This window comes from Frigoribacterium sp. CF331 (assembly GCF_057787905.1).
Genome location: NZ_CM173545.1, coordinates 423,121 through 439,698, shown reverse-complemented (window position 1 = coordinate 439,698; position 16,578 = coordinate 423,121). Strand labels below are relative to the sequence as shown.

At 72.8% G+C, this 16,578-nt stretch carries 18 protein-coding genes and 1 tRNA gene; 15 read left to right on the top strand and 4 right to left on the bottom strand.

The features are described from left to right. Window positions 1–36: 36 nt before the first annotated feature. From AC3CCI_RS02015 to AC3CCI_RS02000, 4 genes are read left to right on the top strand one after another with little or no spacing between them, the layout of a single operon-like run. Window positions 37–792 (top strand): hypothetical protein, encoded by a 756-nt coding sequence (locus AC3CCI_RS02015; RefSeq protein WP_488627950.1) that lies wholly within the window; start codon window positions 37–39, stop codon window positions 790–792. Then, a complete protein-coding gene (locus tag AC3CCI_RS02010) occupies window positions 789–1,841 on the top strand; it encodes a permease (protein ID WP_488627949.1) in 1,053 nt (350 codons plus the stop codon). The genes AC3CCI_RS02015 and AC3CCI_RS02010 overlap by 4 nt, the downstream gene beginning before the upstream one ends. Continuing rightward, window positions 1,831–2,724: a TIGR03943 family putative permease subunit gene (locus tag AC3CCI_RS02005; protein WP_488627948.1), complete on the top strand. Its 894-nt coding sequence runs from the start codon at window positions 1,831–1,833 to the stop codon at window positions 2,722–2,724. The genes AC3CCI_RS02010 and AC3CCI_RS02005 overlap by 11 nt, the downstream gene beginning before the upstream one ends. Window positions 2,725–2,755: 31 nt before the next feature. Then, window positions 2,756–4,165, top strand: coding sequence for a hypothetical protein (locus AC3CCI_RS02000; protein WP_488627947.1), 1,410 nt, complete (start codon window positions 2,756–2,758; stop codon window positions 4,163–4,165). A gap of 57 nt (window positions 4,166–4,222) precedes the next feature. On the opposite strand, the gene AC3CCI_RS01995 is transcribed toward AC3CCI_RS02000, so the two are convergent. Further along, window positions 4,223–4,495, bottom strand: coding sequence for a DUF4031 domain-containing protein (locus AC3CCI_RS01995; protein WP_354593808.1), 273 nt, complete (start codon window positions 4,493–4,495; stop codon window positions 4,223–4,225). 177 nt (window positions 4,496–4,672) lie between these two features. Between AC3CCI_RS01995 and rplU the strand changes: the two genes are divergently transcribed. The 11 genes from rplU (at window position 4,673) to AC3CCI_RS01940 (ending at window position 12,843) form a co-directional block, all read left to right on the top strand. Continuing rightward, entirely contained in the window at window positions 4,673–4,981 is a 309-nt protein-coding gene (gene rplU, locus AC3CCI_RS01990; protein ID WP_354593387.1) for a 50S ribosomal protein L21, read from the top strand. Window positions 4,982–4,999: 18 nt separating this feature from the next. Further along, window positions 5,000–5,266, top strand: coding sequence for a 50S ribosomal protein L27 (gene rpmA, locus AC3CCI_RS01985; protein ID WP_194595457.1), 267 nt, complete (start codon window positions 5,000–5,002; stop codon window positions 5,264–5,266). A gap of 144 nt (window positions 5,267–5,410) precedes the next feature. Further along, window positions 5,411–6,961, top strand: coding sequence for a GTPase ObgE (obgE, locus tag AC3CCI_RS01980; RefSeq protein ID WP_354593386.1), 1,551 nt, complete (start codon window positions 5,411–5,413; stop codon window positions 6,959–6,961). Then, window positions 6,958–7,773 carry a glutamate 5-kinase gene (gene proB / locus AC3CCI_RS01975; protein WP_354593385.1) on the top strand — a complete coding sequence of 272 codons (816 nt, stop codon included), beginning with the start codon at window positions 6,958–6,960 and terminating at the stop codon, window positions 7,771–7,773. The genes obgE and proB overlap by 4 nt, the downstream gene beginning before the upstream one ends. 93 nt (window positions 7,774–7,866) lie before the next feature. After that, entirely contained in the window at window positions 7,867–9,135 is a 1,269-nt protein-coding gene (locus tag AC3CCI_RS01970) for a glutamate-5-semialdehyde dehydrogenase (RefSeq protein ID WP_488627946.1), read from the top strand. Between the two features lie 38 nt (window positions 9,136–9,173). Further along, window positions 9,174–9,395 (top strand): hypothetical protein, encoded by a 222-nt coding sequence (locus AC3CCI_RS01965; protein ID WP_354593383.1) that lies wholly within the window; start codon window positions 9,174–9,176, stop codon window positions 9,393–9,395. Window positions 9,396–9,412: 17 nt separating this feature from the next. Beyond that, complete coding sequence (gene nadD, locus AC3CCI_RS01960) at window positions 9,413–10,039, top strand: nicotinate-nucleotide adenylyltransferase (protein WP_354593382.1); 627 nt, start codon at window positions 9,413–9,415, stop codon at window positions 10,037–10,039. Further along, window positions 10,036–11,337 carry a hypothetical protein gene (locus AC3CCI_RS01955; protein WP_488627945.1) on the top strand — a complete coding sequence of 434 codons (1,302 nt, stop codon included), beginning with the start codon at window positions 10,036–10,038 and terminating at the stop codon, window positions 11,335–11,337. Before nadD ends, AC3CCI_RS01955 begins: the two co-directional genes overlap by 4 nt. 65 nt (window positions 11,338–11,402) lie before the next feature. Next, window positions 11,403–11,816: a ribosome silencing factor gene (rsfS, locus tag AC3CCI_RS01950; RefSeq protein ID WP_055973644.1), complete on the top strand. Its 414-nt coding sequence runs from the start codon at window positions 11,403–11,405 to the stop codon at window positions 11,814–11,816. 154 nt (window positions 11,817–11,970) lie between these two features. Further along, window positions 11,971–12,678 (top strand): AAA family ATPase, encoded by a 708-nt coding sequence (locus AC3CCI_RS01945; protein WP_488627944.1) that lies wholly within the window; start codon window positions 11,971–11,973, stop codon window positions 12,676–12,678. Window positions 12,679–12,767: 89 nt separating this feature from the next. Next, a tRNA-Ala gene (locus AC3CCI_RS01940) sits at window positions 12,768–12,843 on the top strand. Window positions 12,844–13,078: 235 nt separating this feature from the next. On the opposite strand, the gene AC3CCI_RS01935 is transcribed toward AC3CCI_RS01940, so the two are convergent. The 3 genes from AC3CCI_RS01935 to AC3CCI_RS01925 are packed head-to-tail and all read right to left on the bottom strand — an operon-like array spanning window position 13,079 to window position 16,577. Then, complete coding sequence (locus AC3CCI_RS01935) at window positions 13,079–14,545, bottom strand: 8-oxoguanine deaminase (RefSeq protein ID WP_488627943.1); 1,467 nt, start codon at window positions 14,543–14,545, stop codon at window positions 13,079–13,081. Continuing rightward, window positions 14,542–15,591, bottom strand: a complete 1,050-nt coding sequence (add, locus tag AC3CCI_RS01930; protein ID WP_488627942.1) for an adenosine deaminase — start codon at window positions 15,589–15,591, stop codon at window positions 14,542–14,544. Before add ends, AC3CCI_RS01935 begins: the two co-directional genes overlap by 4 nt. Continuing rightward, the gene (locus AC3CCI_RS01925) at window positions 15,588–16,577 is read right to left on the bottom strand and encodes a nucleoside hydrolase (RefSeq protein WP_488627941.1); all 990 of its coding nucleotides are present in this window, start codon (window positions 16,575–16,577) and stop codon (window positions 15,588–15,590) included. The genes add and AC3CCI_RS01925 overlap by 4 nt, the downstream gene beginning before the upstream one ends. Window position 16,578: the final 1 nt, after the last annotated feature.

Here is a 16,578-nt window from a genome sequence, read left to right as displayed (position 1 = left end):
CCCGGAACCACGACCGTCAGGTCGAGGCTCCGGGCTGTGTCCGTCGCGGTCTCCGGGCCCGAGGGGCGCGAGCGCGTGCTCACCGCGGGCACGGCCCTCGTGGTGGTGCTGGTCGCCCGCTTCGCCCTGGGGCTCGTCGCGCTCGTCGGTTCGGCGGTCGGCTTCTCGGTGACGGCCTTCCCCAGCGGGTTCGTCGCGACGCCCGTCGGGCAGTTCCTCGGCAGCTTCGCGTTCTACCCGTTCCCGTTCTACGTCGCCTCGTTCGTGGTGCTCGTCGCCGTCCGACCGCTGACGCCGCGGTCCGACCTGCGCACCGTGGTGCGTCACGCCGCGTTCGCGGGCGGTGTCGGCACCGTCGCCCTGGCGGTCGTCGGCATCGTGCCGGGCATCGTCCTCTCGATCAGCGGCGGCACCTGGGTCAACCTCGCGCTCTACCTCACGACCATCCCGCTCTCGGCCGGCATCGTCGACACGGCACTCCTCGTCGCCGGTGCGGTCCTCGCCCGGCTGTGGACCGGTGGCGGCGACGGCGACGAGGTGTGGGCGGTCGAACCCGTGGCCCGGGTCGACGAGGGCGAGGCGGACGCCGCCGCGACGGTCCTCGACCACGACGTCGCGCCTCCCGTCGTGGACGACGACCGGTTCACCCGCGTCCCGACCGTCCGCGCCGCGGGTCCTTCGACCCCCGTCGTCCCGCCCGAGCATCCCGTCGTCCCCGCACACCCCGCCCCCGCGCCCGAGGACTGGTCGCGCTTCGCGCCCCCGGCCGCGCCGCGCGAGGACGACCGGTGAGCGCTCCCGTCCGCGAACGGACCGACCACGCCGGGCACGGCGCCGGTCGGCGCGCCCGTCGCGCACCGTCGCGCGCCCCGCTGCTCGTCGCCGGTGGGCTCGTGCTCGCCGTGCTCGTGGCCGTCCGGCTCGCGTCGTCGCTGCTCGGCCCGGGGCTGCTGCCGAACGCGCTGCAGGACTTCGTCACGCTGACCATCAGCGTCATCGTCGAGTCGATGCCGTTCGTGCTGCTCGGCATCGTGTTGTCGATCGTCGTGCAGGAGTGGCTGCCGCAGGCGTTCTTCTCGTCGTGGCTGCCGAAGAGCGGTCTGCCGCGTCGGGCCGTCATCTCGTTCCTCGGGATGTTCCTGCCGGTCTGCGAGTGCGGCAACGTGCCGCTGGCGCGCGGTCTCGTGCTCAAGGGCTTCACGGTCTCGGAGTCGATGACCTTCCTGCTCGCGGCGCCCATCCTGAACCCGATCACGATCATCACGACGCACCAGGCGTTCGGGTGGGACGGCGGCATCCTGGTCGCGCGGTTGATCGGTGGCTTCGTCATCGCGAACCTGATCGGATGGCTGTTCAGCAAGCACCCGAACCAAGAGAGCCTGCTCACGCCGTCGTTCGCGGCCGAGTGCCGGGTGGACGACGGGCACGGTCACGGCCGTGGTCGCACCGCCAAGAGCGTCGACCTGTTCCGTCGCGAGATGTCGACGATGATGCCCGCGCTCTTCGTCGGCGCCGCCGTCGCGGGCGCGATCCAGACGATCGTGCCGCGATCCGTGCTCGTGACCCTCGGCAGCAACCCGGTGTGGTCGGTGCTGGCGATGATGGTGCTGGCGTTCGTCATCTCGATCTGCTCCAACGTCGACGCCTTCTTCGTGCTGCCGTTCGCCTCGACCTTCATGCCCGGCGGCATCGCCGCCTTCCTCGTCTTCGGCCCGATCATCGACGTCAAGATGCTCGCCCTGCTGCGGACGACGTACACGCCCAAGGTGCTCGGTCAGGTCACCCTCGTGGTGGCGCTGACGAGCGCCGCGATCGGACTGGTGGTCAACTATGTCGCCTAGCCCCGCCCACGGCCCCCTGCGCCGTCTCCTCGACCGGTGGCAGGGGGTGCTGCTGACGCTCGTCGTCGGCGTCGCCACCCTCTGGCTCGCCGCGACCGGGCAGCTCGTGCTCTACATCCACCCGCGCTACGACGTCTTCACGGTCGTGATGATCGTCGTCGGCATGCTGCTGTCACTTGCCACGCTCGCCCTCTCGCCCGCCCGCGGCGACGACGGGCACGACCACGCCGACCACGCCGACCACGCCGACCACGACGGGCCTCGTCACGACGCCCGCCTCGAGGCCGCCACGGTCCCCGCCGCCGAAGACGGACCGCGCCCCCCGCGAGGTCGCCCGGTGGCCTCCGGGCTCCGACGCGTCGCCTTCTCGGCAGGCGTCGTCGTCACGACGGCGATCGCGATCGCCGTCGTCGCCCTGCCCCCGGCGACCCTCACGAGCGCCACGGCCGGCCAGCGCGACGTGAACTCGTCGACCGCGGCGCTGGACCGGACGACCGTCGCGGACGCGGAGGGCGCCTCCTCGGACGCCTACCGGTCGTTCAGCGTCCTCGACTGGGCGGGCCTGCTGCGGCAGACGACCGACCTCGCGTTCTACCAGGGCAAGACCGCCGACGTCGTCGGGTTCGTCACGCCGTCGGACGCCGATCCGGACGACGTGTTCTACGTGTCGCGCTTCGTCGTCACGTGCTGTGCCGTCGACGCCCAGCCCGTCGGCGTGCCGGTGTACCTGCCGGGCTGGCAGGACCAGGTCGCCGCCGACGACTGGGTCGAGGTCACGGGCGGCTTCGACACGAACCGCAGCCGTGCGAGCCAGGACCCGATCGCCCTCGTGCCCGACGAGGTCACCACCGTGGGACAGCCCAGTGACCCGTACCTCTACTGAGGACGGGCGGGGCCGGGCTGCGACGGGCGGTGTGACGCCCGACCCGTTCGCGTCCGACCCGGTCTTCCTCACCGGGCAGGACGCGCGCGAGGCCCAGGCCCGCTGGCGCACCCGCTGGATCGCCGTCGTCACCGTGCTCGCTCTCGTCTGCGCCGCCTTCGTAGGGCTCACGTACTTCCAGGGGCCGAGGGTGAGCGACACCCAGGTCGACGCGGCGGCGACCGTCGAGCGCCCGGGGCAACAGCTGAGGGTGTTCGCGAACCAGGCCGTCTCTCACGTCGACCCGTCACAGGTCGTCGTCTCGCCGGCGACCGCGTTCACGGTCCAGACCTCGGGTGACGTCATCGCCGTGACCTTCACCGACCGGCTCGACCACGACACCGACTACCGGGTCGTCATCGACGGCGTCTCGAGCGTCTACCAGCGGCAGACGTCGACCCTGGAGGCGCGGTTCAGCACGCCCCCGGCGACGCTCTGGCGGCTCGTGCGAGGCACGGGCGGGGCCGACGACCGCATCGAACGGGCCGGGCTGCGCGGCTCGGACCGCACGACGGTGTGGTCGGCACCGCGCATCCAGGCCTACGAGGTCTTCGACTCGGCCGTCGCGGTGGTCACCGACGACGGGGCCCAGAGCGTCCTCAGCCTCGTGTCGCTCGACGGCGCGGCGGTGGAGACGCTCCCGGTGCCCGACCAACCGGGGTTGATCACGCGCTTCGCGGCCGACGCCGCGACCACGACGTTGGCCTTCTCGTTCCGGCCGACGGGTTCCGACGTCGAGACGCTCTACACGCTGCCCCTGCAGGGGCAGCGGGCGGTGGCCCCGGTGCTGTCCCTCGCCGGTCAGCCCGTCGAGCCGGCCGACTGGGCGTTCGTCCCGGGCGAGGACGACGTCGTCGTGCAGGCCCTCGACGACTCCGTCAGCCTCATCGACCTCTCGGGCGTCGATCCCGTCCGGCCGTTGGGCACCTACTCGCTGCTGCAAGGCGTCTCGCTCGACGGGACGACCGTGATCGCCGCGTCGAGCATCGCGTCCATGGTCGTCGACCTCGCCACGGGTGACGAGCGCCCTCGTGCCCCCGCCCCCGTCGACGGCGTGCTGCCCTTCGCCGGGCCGCTCGTCGCCCTCGATGCCGACCACGTCGTCCAGCAGGTCTCGGTGCCGTCGGACGACGGCCTGACCTACCGCACGCTCGTCGTGGCCGACGACGGCGCGACGTCCCGGACGCTCTGGCAGCCGCCGAGCGCGTCGGGCGTCGTCGAGGGGTTCGGCGTCTCGCCCAACGGCCAGTACCTGGCGGTCCAGTCGGTCGGCGAGGCGACGGCGCCGACCGACTACTCGTACACGATCGACCCGGTGGCCGACGGGGTGACGACGACCATCGTCGACATCGCCTCGGGGGCGGTGCTGGCCAGCTACGACGGGTTCGACACCGCCTGGTGAGGGGACCGGGCGGCCGATCGCCCGGGCGGCCGGGCGGCCGGGCGGTCGGTCGGCTGGTCAGGCCGTCAGGCCCCGCTTGACGCGCTGCGAGACCCTCAGGCCGCTGCGTTCGAGGCGCCGGGCGAGCTCGAGGCCCGTGACGGCGACCGCGCCCCCGTCGATCAGGTCGGCCCGCCGGGACTCGGGGACGTCGTAGTGGTCGTGGTCGAAGCCGCGCCGCGGGATGCCGTGCCGTGCGGCGAACTCGTGCAGCTCGTCGTACGAGGCGTCGCTCACCAGGTGCGCCCACAGGGTGTCGTGGGCCGGCCACACGGCCTCGTCGATCAGGATCACGCCCTGGATGCTAGTCGCCGACCGGGTCCGGGTGCCGGGCTGGTCCGCGATCGGGGCGACCGCCTGGGCGCCGGGCGCGTTGACGGCCCGAGAGGCCCCCTGTACGATGGGCGGTTGGTGCGTGCCGGTCCAGGGCCGCGATGTGCCGCACACCCCAACTCTTAAGGAACAGACATGGTCTACGCAGTCGTGCGCGCCGGTGGTCGGCAGGAGAAGGTCGAGGTCGGCACGATCGTCACCCTCGACCGCCTCAAGGCCGCCGAGGGCGACTCCATCACCCTCCCCGCCGTGCTGCACGTCGACGGCGACACCGTGACCTCGGCGGCGGACGCCCTCGCGGGCGTCACCGTGACGGCCGAGGTGCTGAACGACCTGCGCGGCCCGAAGATCGTCATCCAGAACTACAAGAACAAGACCGGCTACAAGCGTCGCATGGGCTTCCGTGCCGACCTGACCCGCGTCAAGATCACCTCGATCGACTGAGCAAGGGGCTGAGAACACATGGCACACAAAAAAGGCGCATCGTCCACCCGCAACGGCCGTGACTCGAACGCACAGCGCCTCGGCGTGAAGCGCTTCGGCGGCCAGGTCGTGCTCGCCGGCGAGATCATCGTCCGCCAGCGCGGCACCCACTTCCACCCCGGCGTCAACGTCGGCCGCGGCGGCGACGACACGCTCTTCGCCCTCGCCCCCGGCTCGGTCCAGTTCGGAGCCAAGGGCGGCCGCAAGGTCGTCAACATCGTCGCGGCCGAGACGGCGACGGTCTAGCACGACCACGCGGCGTCGACACCCGGCCCGCATCGGCGACCCCTCGAGGGTCGCTCCGTCTGGGGCGAGCATCCTGCTCGCCCCAGACGTGTTTGACCCGGGCAGCTCGCACCGGCACGCACAGACAAAGAGATCAAGCACCCCATGGCCACATTCGTCGACCAAGTGACCCTCCACCTCCGCGCCGGCAACGGCGGCAACGGCTGCGTGTCGGTCAAGCGCGAGAAGTTCAAGCCGCTCGCCGGCCCCGACGGCGGCAACGGCGGTCACGGCGGTGACGTCGTCATCGTCAGCGACACCGGCGTCACGACGCTGCTCGGGTTCCACCGGGCGCCCCACCGCTCCAGTGACAACGGCGGCTTCGGCATGGGCGACCACCGGGCCGGCACGAACGGCGAGACCCTCGAGCTCGTCGTGCCCGTCGGCACGGTCGTCAAGTCCGCCGACGGCGTCGAGCTCATCGACATGGTCGAGCCGGGCATGCGCTACGTCGCCGCCGAGGGCGGCATCGGCGGCCTCGGCAACGCGGCCCTCTCGTCCACGAAGCGCAAGGCCCCCGGCTTCGCCCTGCTGGGCACCCCCGGCTGGGCCGGCGACGTCCTGCTCGAGCTCAAGGTCGTCGCCGACGTGGCCCTGGTCGGCTACCCCTCGGCCGGAAAGTCGAGCCTCGTCGCCGCCCTCTCGGCCGCGAAGCCGAAGATCGCGGACTACCCGTTCACGACCCTGCACCCCAACCTCGGCGTGGTGGAGTCGGGCGACACCCGCTACACCGTCGCCGACGTCCCGGGTCTCATCGAGGGCGCCAGCGAGGGCAAGGGGCTCGGGCTCGAGTTCCTCCGCCACGTCGAGCGCTGCTCGGCCCTGCTGCACGTGCTCGACTGCGCGACCCTCGACCCCGGCCGCGACCCGTTGACCGACCTCGACGTGATCCTCCGCGAGCTCGAGGCCTACCCGGTCCCCGACGGGCAGAAGCCCCTGCTCGAGCGCCCGCAGCTGATCGCCCTCAACAAGGTCGACGTGCCCGACGGGCGCGAGCTGGCCGACTTCGTCACGCCCGAGCTCGAGGCCCGCGGGTACCGCGTGTTCGAGATCTCGGCCGTCAGCCACGAGGGGCTGCGCAACCTGTCGTTCGCCCTGGCCGAGGTCGTCGAGGCCAGCCGGGCCGAGATCGCCGCCCGACCCGCGCCTCCTCGCATCGTCATGCGCCCGCGCGCCGTCAACGAGAAGCCCTTCGTCATCCGCGTCGAGGGCGGCACGTACGGCAACGTGTACCGCATCCTCGGCCAGAAGCCCGAGCGCTGGGTCGTGCAGACCGACTTCAACAACGAGGAGGCCGTGGGCTACCTCGCCGACCGGCTCAACGCCATCGGCGTCGAGGACGCGTTGTTCAAGGCCGGGGCGCAGGCCGGTTCGACGGTCGTCATCGGCCCCGAGGGCGGCATCGTCTTCGACTGGGAGCCCACCCTGACGTCGACGGCCGAACTGATGACCAGTGCCCGCGGCACCGACCCCCGACTCGTCCAGAACGACCGTCCGACCCGCAACCAGCGTCGCGAGGAGTACTTCGAGCGCATGGACGCCAAGGCCGAGGCCCGCGCCGAGCTGCAGCGTGAGCGGGCCGCCGGCCTCTGGACCGACGACGAGGGGTTCCTCGTGAAAGAGGGCGACGAGGTCGAAGGCGACGAGCGGGCGTGACCGGGGGCGTCCTCGACCGCGCCGGCATCGCCGGGGCCCGCCGCATCGTCGTCAAGGTCGGCTCGTCGTCGATCAGCGGCGAGAACGCGGGGCAGATCGAACCACTGGTCGACGCCCTGGCCTCGGCCTACGGACGCGGCGCCCAGGTCGTCCTCGTGTCGTCCGGCGCCATCGCCACCGGTCTGCCGCACCTGCGGCTCGACGCGCGTCCGACCGATCTCGCGACCCAGCAGGCGGCCGCCGCGGTCGGGCAGAACGTCCTCATCTACCGGTACCAGCAGAGCCTGCGGCGGTACGACATCGTCGCCGGCCAGGTGCTCCTCACGGCCGGCGACATGCAGAACGCGACCCACCGCAGCAACGCGCAGCGTGCCATGGAGCGCCTGCTAGACCTGCGCATCCTGCCGATCGTCAACGAGAACGACACGGTCGCCACCCACGAGATCCGGTTCGGTGACAACGACCGGCTCGCGGCGTTGGTGTCGCAGTTGATCGGTGCCGACGCCCTCGTGCTGCTCAGCGACGTCGACGCGCTCTACACCCGGCCGCCGCACGAGCCGGGCGCGGTCAAGATCGTCGACGTGCCCTTCGGCGACGACCTCGACGGCGTCACCTTCGGCGCCGCGGGTGCGGCCGGGGTCGGCACGGGAGGCGCGGGCACGAAGGTCGCGGCGGCCCGGTTCGCGGCCGAGGCGGGCACCCCCGTCCTCGTGACCAGCACGGGCAACGTCGCCAGGGCCCTCGCCGGCGAGCACGTCGGCACGTTCTTCGAGGCGGCGGACGCCGGGTCGACGGTCGAACGCTCGGCCTGACCCGCGCCTCCCGGGCCGGCCGCCGGTCCGATCGACCGGCGACGAGAGGGGAGGGCCTCGCGGGACGGGGGAGCGGCGGCATAGGCTTCGACCATGTCGCTCATCGCCGCACCGGCCCCGTCGCTCACCGACAAGTTGACCGCGGCCAAGGCCGCCTCCCGCGTGCTCGCGACGGCGACCGCCGACCGCAAGGACGAGGGGCTGCGGGCGATCGCCGCCGCCCTCGTCGCGAACGCCGACCGCATCGTCGAGGCCAACGAGCTCGACCTCGCGAACGCCCGCGAGAACGGCGTCGGCGCCTCGCTGCAGGACCGCCTGCGGCTCGACGCCGTCCGTCTGGCCGGGCTCGCCGAGGCCACCGAGCTGGTGGCCTCGCTCGTCGACCCGGTGGGTGAGTCGGTGCGGGGCAAGGTGCTGCCGAACGGGCTGCGACTCGACCAGATCCGGGTGCCGTTCGGCGTGGTGGGCGCGATCTACGAGGCCCGGCCCAACGTGACGGTCGACATCGCGGCGCTGGCGCTCAAGAGCGGCAACGCGGCCGTCCTGCGGGGCGGTAGCGCGGCCCAGCAGTCGAACCGCGTGCTGGTCGAGGTCATGCGCGAGGCGCTGACCGGGGTCGGCCTGCCCGCCGACGCCGTCGTCACCGTCGACGAGTTCGGCCGAGACGGGGCGGGTGAGCTGATGCGCGCGAGGGGACTGGTCGACGTGCTGATCCCGCGCGGCAGCGCCGAGCTGATCGACACGGTCGTCCGCGAGTCGAAGGTGCCGGTCATCGAGACGGGGGCGGGGGTGGTCCACGTCTTCCTCGACGCCAGCGCCGACGAGACCTGGGCCGTCGACATCGTCCGGAACGCCAAGGTGCAGCGGCCGAGCGTGTGCAACGCGCTCGAGACGCTGCTCGTGCACCGTGACGCGGCCGAGCGCCTGCTGCCGCCGGTGCTGGGTGCCCTGCGCGCCTCCGGGGTGACGATCCACGGTGACGAGCGCACCCTCGAGGTGTTCCCCGACGGCGTTCCCGCGACCGACGACGACTGGGCGACCGAGTACATGGGGCTCGACCTCGCCGTGCGCGTCGTGGCGGACGTCGACGAGGCCATGGAGCACATCGCCCGGTGGTCGACCCATCACACCGAGTCCATCGTGACCGCCGACCTCGCGACCGCCGAGAGGTTCCTGGCCGAGGTCGACAGCGCCGTCGTCATGGTGAACGCGTCGACCCGCTTCACCGACGGTGGCGAGTTCGGCTTCGGGGCCGAGGTGGGCATCTCGACCCAGAAGCTGCACGCCCGCGGCCCCATGGGGCTCGCCGAGCTCACGAGCAGCAAATGGGTCGTGCGGGGCCAGGGGCAGGTCCGCGGGTAGACTGGGCGTCGATCGTCATCGCCTGAACGGGAGAACCCATGCTCGACGCCTCGCTGCTGCTCGCCGGAGCCCACGAAGAACTCGCACCGCTGATCGCCCCGGCCCCGGTCATCGCCGGCGTGTTCGCCGTCGCGTTCCTCGCGCTGGGCTACGTGGTCTTCAGCTACCGCGACGTCGCGAACCGGTCGCTGCGCAAGGCGAACAAGCTCGACCACCACGACGGCCCGATCGACGAGTTCGGTCACCCCGAGCAGCACTGACCGCCGGGGCCACCGAGATGGTCGTTGCGGGCACGACCGTGCCCGACGGCGAGGGGGTCAGGCGACCCCGCGTCGGCATCATGGGCGGCACGTTCGACCCCATCCACCACGGGCACCTGGTCGCCGCGAGCGAGGTCGCGCAGTCGTTCCACCTCGACGAGGTCGTGTTCGTGCCGACCGGTCAGCCGTGGATGAAACCCGAGGTCAGCGAGGCGGAGCACCGCTACCTCATGACGGTCATCGCGACGGCGTCCAACCCGACCTTCACGGTCAGCCGGGTCGACGTCGACCGCGAGGGGCCCACCTACACGATCGACACCCTGCGCGACATCCGCCGGCTGCGCCCGACGGCCGAGCTGTTCTTCATCACCGGGGCCGACGCCGTCGCGCAGATCCTCGACTGGAAGGACGTCCAAGAGCTCTGGGACCTCGCCCACTTCGTGGCCGTCTCGCGGCCGGGGCACGACCTCAGCGTTAGCGGTTTGCCCGAGAGCGACGTAAGCTTGCTCGAAGTCCCCGCACTGGCCATCTCGTCGACCGATTGCCGCGCCCGGGTGGGTCGAGACTTTCCGGTGTGGTACTTGGTCCCCGACGGCGTCGTCCAGTACATCTCCAAGCACCATCTGTATCGGAGCGTTTCATGAGCACGTCCGACGGTCAGCCGCCCCTCACCAGGCGACAGATCCGCGACCTCGAGCGAGCCCGCGAGGCCGGCCAGGCCGTCACCGGTGCCGTGCCGGTGGCATCCGCCTCGACGTCCGCGCCCGAACCGACGTCCACGCCCGGTGCCGTGTCGACGCCCGCACCCGCCTCGGCCCCCGAGCCCACGCCGGCCCCGCGGTCGGCCGTCGCCTCGACGGGCGACGCGCCCCTGCCCGCGCCCGTCCCGTCGGCGCAGTCTCGCACCGACGTCCCTCCCCCCGCTCCGGGGTCGGTGGTCGACCCCGGCACCGGCCTCACCCGTCGTCAGATGCGTGCCCTGCGTGACGCCGACCAGAGCCGCGGCGCCTCGCCGGTGCCCCTGCAGGCCCCGGCCCCCGAGCCCCGCCGTCCCCTCGCGGACGCCCTGAACACGGTGGACGAGATCGCTCCGGCAGCGGCCCGGCCCTCGTCGGCGCCGTCGGGCTCGCCGTCGGCCGGCGCTCGTCCCGCGTCGGCGCCCGCACCTCGACCGTCGTCGGCCGACGACGCGTCGGACGTCGACGCCTCGGAGGTCGTGCCCGGTCCCCGTCGAACGGGGCAGGCCCCGGTCGCACCGCCGGTCACCTCGGCACCCGCCCCGACGTCGACACCCACCGTGTTCCCCTTCGCGCTCACCGACGAGCAGGGCCGCGGGCCGCAGTCGTCGCCGAGCGCGCCTCCCGCGCCGTCGCGTCCGACGACGTCGGCGCCTCGCCCGTCGGCCGGGGCGTCCGGCGCGGCCTCGGGCTCCGCCTCGGACGACCGTCGCGACGGCTCGTCCGACGCCGTGCCCGTCGTGCCGCCCGGCCACTGGTCGGCCCAGTCCGACGAGCCCGACGCACAGTCCGTCCCGGGTCGTCAGCTCGGCACGAGCACGGGGCAGCAGAACGCCCTCATCCTCACCGACGCCCAGGTCGCGGACGTCACCGGTGCCCTCAACGCCACCGGCGAGATCATCATCACGGGGTCCATCGACCTGCCCCGCAGCCTGGCGTCGACCGGCTCGCAGGCCCGCATCGACAACTCCGACATGGACCGCATCCTCGAGCAGGGCGATGCCGAGCAGGCCTCGAGCGACGCCGAACCGGTCCGCGCCAGCCGGGCGATCAGCACGCACACGTCCACCCGGGCGGTCGTGCTGGCCGCCTCGCAGCCCAAGGGCAACCACCTGCCGCTGATCCTGGGCATCTCGGGCGGCGTGCTCGGCCTGGGTATCATCGGTCTGATCATCGGCGGCTTCGCCACCGGGGTGCTGGGCTGACGCCCGACCCACCCGAACCGACCCCGGTCGGCCCTCACCCGCACCACCGACCCCCTAAGGAACACGTGACAGCCACCCCTCGTGCCATCGAGCTGCTGCAGATCGCCGCACGCGCGGCCGACGACAAGCAGGCCGACGACCTCGTCGCCCTCGACGTCTCGGGCCCCCTGCCCCTGACCGACGTGTTCCTCCTGGCCACGGGCCGCAGCGAACGCAACGTGGTCGCCATCGCCGGCGAGATCGAGGACAAGATGCTCGAGGCCGGCGTCAAGACCCTCCGTCGCGAGGGCCGGGCCGAGGGCCGCTGGGTGCTGCTCGACTTCGGCGACGTCGTCGCGCACGTCTTCCACGACGAGGACCGTCAGTACTACGCGCTCGAGCGACTCTGGAGCGACTGCCCGACGATCCCTCTCGACGTGCTGACCGAGTCGGCCACCGCGCCGGCCGAGGTCGCCGCCGACGCGCCGGCCGAGGCTTAGTCGGCCCGCGCCTCCTCTGTTTCGCCGCATCGGCGAGACGTCACGACATGCCGCTCACCTCTCGAGGTGAGCGGCATGTCGCGTCTCCAGGGTCGGATGCCGAGAGTCGCGCGCCGAGCGAGCCGGTGTCGGTGGTGGCTGACAGGCTGAGGCCGTGATAGTCGAGCGCCTGCGGGTCCCCGAGGCACTCGTCCCCGACCGCGACGAGTGGCCCTTCACGGTGCCCGTCGTGCGGTCGCTGATCGGCGAGGGGCTCGCTCTCGACCGCCCGGTTACGTTCGTCGTCGGCGAGAACGGCAGCGGCAAGTCGACCGTCGTCGAGGCGCTGGCCGAGGCCTGGGGCGTCGACGTGCGGGGAGGCCGCGGCGATTCGCGTTGGTCGTCGCCGCTCGAGAAGTCCGCGCTCGGCCGCGTGCTGAGGGTCGACCGGACGCCGGTGGGGGCCCGGCTGACGGGCACGGCGGCCCGGGGATTCTTCCTGCGATCCGAGACTGCTCTCGACATGTTCGGGCGGTTCGAGCCCGGTGATCCGGCGTTCCGTGACGTCAGCCACGGTGAGAGCTTCCTCCAGGCATTCGACAGCCACTTCGACGGTCGGGGGCTGTACCTTCTCGACGAGCCCGAGGCTGCGTTGTCCTTCAGCTCGTGCCTTCGCCTGATGGGCACGCTGGCCGACGTCGTCGAGACCGGCGGGCAGGTCGTCTGCGCCACGCACTCACCCGTCCTGACGGCCTGGCCCGGGGCACGCATCCTCGAGGTGGGCGACCACGGGGTACGGGCGGTCGAGTGGGCCGACCTCGACCTCGTGCGCCACTGGCGGTCGTTCCTCGAGGGGCCCGAGGGGTACCTGCGTCACCTCTGACGTCGGGGTGAACTTGCGGTCCGAAAAAATGTAGTAATGTAGACGAGTTGCTTCCGACGGGGTGAAAGCCTCACACGAGCAGCAGTTCTGGGTCTGTGGCGCAGCTGGTAGCGCACCTGCATGGCATGCAGGGGGTCAGGGGTTCGAGTCCCCTCAGATCCACCAGAACGGGTTCGCCAGAACCACACGAAGGCCCCTCCTCGGGAGGGGCCTTCGTCATTCGTGGGCCATCTGTCGGGGCGTCGGCCCCTACGCCGCCACGAACTAAACACCCCGCCACGAGAACTCGTGGCGGGGTGTTTAGTTCGTGGCGTGAGAGCGGGCCGGGTGGAGCGGACGGCCACGGGACCCACGCCGACGGGCGCAGGAGGCGCGGGTCGCGCAGGAGGCGCGGGTCGGCTCAGACGCGCGAGCGCAGATCCGCCGACGCCCGGGCCGCACCCTCGGCGAGCAGCCCCTGGTCGGCGTGCACGAGCTCGCCGTCCGCGACGACGGAGTCGCCACCGACCCACAGGCGAGCCAACGGAGGCATCGAGGCCAGTCCGGGCGCGGCCACCGGGTCGGCGATGCCGGCGAACTCGACGCCGTCCACCCGCCAGAGGGCGAGGTCGGCGAGCTTGCCGACCTCGATCGAGCCGAGGTCGGCGTCCCGCCCGAGCACCCGGGCACCGCCGATCGTCGCGAGGCGCAGGCCCTGCCGCACCGAGAACGCGTCGGCCCCCGAACGCAACCGCCCGAAGAGCACCGCCTGGCGGATCTCGGTGCCCAGTTGCCCCGACTCGTTCGAGGCGGCACCGTCGACGCCCAGGCCCACGGGCGCCCCGGCCGCCAGCAGTGACGCGATCGGCGCGATGCCCGCGGCCAGGCGTCCGTTCGACGACGGGCAGTGCGCCACTCCCGTCCCGGTCGCCGCGAAGCGTCCGATCGCGTGGTCGTCGAGGTGGACGCAGTGGGCCATCCAGACGTCGTCGCCGAGCCAGCCGAGGTCCTCGAGGTACTGGGTCGGCGTGCGGCCGAAGCGCTCGAGGCAGAACGCGTCCTCCTCGACGGTCTCCGAGCCGTGGGTGTGCAGCCGGACCCCGAGCTGCCGGCCGAGCACCGCGGCCTCGCGCAGCAGGTCGGGCGTGACCGAGAACGGCGAGCACGGCGCGATCGCGATCTGGACCCGCGCGTCACCGGACGGGTCGTGGAACCGGGCCACCGCCTCCTGGCTGGCGTGCAGCGCGGCGTCCGTCGTCTCGACCGCGAAGTCGGGGGGCAGGCCGCCCTGGGACCGGCCGAGGTCCATCGAGCCCCGGGTGGCGTGCAGGCGCACGCCGACCGTGTCGGCGGCCCGGACGATGCCGCCCAGCAGGTCGCCGGCACCGGCCGGGAAGACGTAGTGGTGGTCGCCGACGGTCGTGCAGCCCGATCGAGCGAGGACGGCGATCGCGGCGGCGGCTCCGGCCTCGACGAGCGGCTCGTCGATGCGGGCCCAGGTCGGGTAGAGCGCGACGAGCCAGTCGAAGAGGATGGCGTCCTGCGCGATGCCGCGGGTCAGCCACTGGTACAGGTGGTGGTGCGTGTTGACGAGCCCCGGGGTGAGCAGGTGGCCGCGGCCGTCGACGTGCTCGACCGGGATCGGCGCGGCACCCGGTGCGGTCGACCGGGGCTCCGCCCCCGGCACCGCCCGCCCGTCGCGGGCCCAGGCGGGGGCGGGCCCCGGCCCGACGGCGACGATGCGCGACCCGTCGACGACGACGTGCCCGCCGACGTGTTCGGTGTCGAGGGCGTCGACAGTCGCGACGTGGGCGCCCTCGACGACGAGTCGCCGGACGGGTACGGCCGGAGTCGCGGACGCCGCCGCGGCCACGCCGGGAGCCGTCACGCCGCCAGCCACGCCGCGATCTCGCCGGCGGCCCGCGCCTTCAGCTCGTCGCTCGCCCCCGAGCACTCGATCGAGCTCAGCGCGCACGCGGCGAGCTGATCGTCCGACAAGCCGAGGGTCGTGCGGGCCAGCTCGTACTCGGCGAGCACGCCGGGCCCGAACAGGATCGGGTCGTCGGCGTTGATCGAGCACCGCACGCCGGCCTCGACCAGGCGCTTCAGCGGGTGGTCCTCGATCGTCGGGATCACCGACAGCAGCACGTTCGAGGTGAGGCACACGTCGAGGCAGACGCCCTCGGCGGCGAGGCGGGCCGTGAGCGGCTCGCTCTGCACGGCCGTCACGCCGTGCAGCACGCGGTCGGCACAGAGGACGTCCAGCGCCTCCTCGATCTGGTCCGGCCCGGCGAGCTCGCCCGCGTGCGGCGTCGAGAGCAGCCCCGCGTGCTTGGCGATGCGGAACGCCTCCTCGTAGCGTGCCGCCGGGTTGCCGCGTTCGTCGTTGGCGAGGCCGAGCGAGACCACGCCGCGGTCGGCGTAGGCCGCGGCCAGGTGGGCCAGCTCGTTCGCGGCCTCGACGCTCTCGGTGCGGTCGACCGTGATCATCAGGCCGACCTCGACGCCCCACCGCTCGCCGCTCTCGGCGCAGGCCGCGAGCATCGCGCGCAGCGAGGCGTCGAGCGACCCGAAGGTGGCGACGTAGAACTGCGGGCTCGCCCCGAACTCGACGTAGGCGACGCCCTCGTCGGCGCAGTCCTCGACCGCCTCGTCGATCAGGCGGAAGAGGTTCTCGCTCTCGGCGAGGACGACGAGCATGCCCTGGTAGGTCGCGCTGAACTCGCTGAAGTCGCCGAAGCTGGTGGGCATCGGCACGACGACCCCCGACGCCGCCGCCATGTCGGCCAGCGAGTCCGGTCGGATCGCCGCCTCCATGTGCAGGTGCAGGTGCCCCTTGGGCAGGGCGCGCAGGTCTCGTGCGGCGTCGTCGGCCGGCGAGGGCGACGGGGTCGAGGAGGCGCGGGTGCCGTCGGCGGGGGAGGTGGTGGTCACGAGCGGGCTCCGTGGATCAGGGCGTCGACGAACGACGGCAGGAAGAGGTCGGTGCGGACGGCGGTGACCGCCGTCGTGCGGGTCGTGGGGTCGTCGTCCGGCGCCGACCCCTCGGGGTGCCAGTCCGTCGCGCGGCCGTCGGCCGTGAGCAGCACCCGGCCCCGGGTGGCGAAGCCGTCGTGGGTGATGCCGACCGGGCCGGTGACGCTGTCGGCGATCCACTCGGGGTGCACCATCAGGGCGGCGGCGAGGCCGTCGTGCACGGGGCTGACCCGGCGGCCCCAGGCGTTCCGGTAGAAGTCGAGGTAGGTCGCGAGGACGTCGGCGGCGAACGTGCCGGTCGGCGTGCCCGAGTCGCGGAGCGCGGCGACGTGCGACTCGTCGGTGATCACCTGCGACGTCGCGTTCACGCCGACCATGAGGCGCGAGGTCGCGGGGGCGGCGAAGACCTCGCGGGCGGCCTGGCCGTCGTTCTGGACGTTGGCGTCGACCATGTCGGTCCGGCCGAGCTCGGGGAACGGCCCGCTGCCGCCCATGATCGTCACCGAGCGGAACAGCGTCAGGAGGCGCGGCTCGGCCCTCAGCGCCAGGGCCACGTTCGTGAGCGGCCCCAGGGTGAGCAGGTCGATCTCGCCCGGGGACGCCCGGGCGACCTCGACGAGCCGGTCGGCCGCCGGGGTCTCGAGCAGCACGCGGGGGAGCGGCCGGTCGGCGACGACGTCGCCGAGGCCGTCGTGACCGTGAACGTAGTGGGCGATGTGCGCCTCCGCCTCGAGGGGCCCCTCGGCGCCGCGGGCGACCGGGACGTCGTCGAGACCGACGAGCCCCAGCACGTGCCCGACGTTGCGCAGGGCGTCGTCGACGACGCAGTTGCCGTAGACGGCCGTGATGCCGACGATCTCGACGTCGGGCTGCGCGGCGAGCCAGAGCAGGGCCAGGGCGTCGTCGATCCCGGTGTCGGTGTCGATCAGCACGCGGCGGGTCATG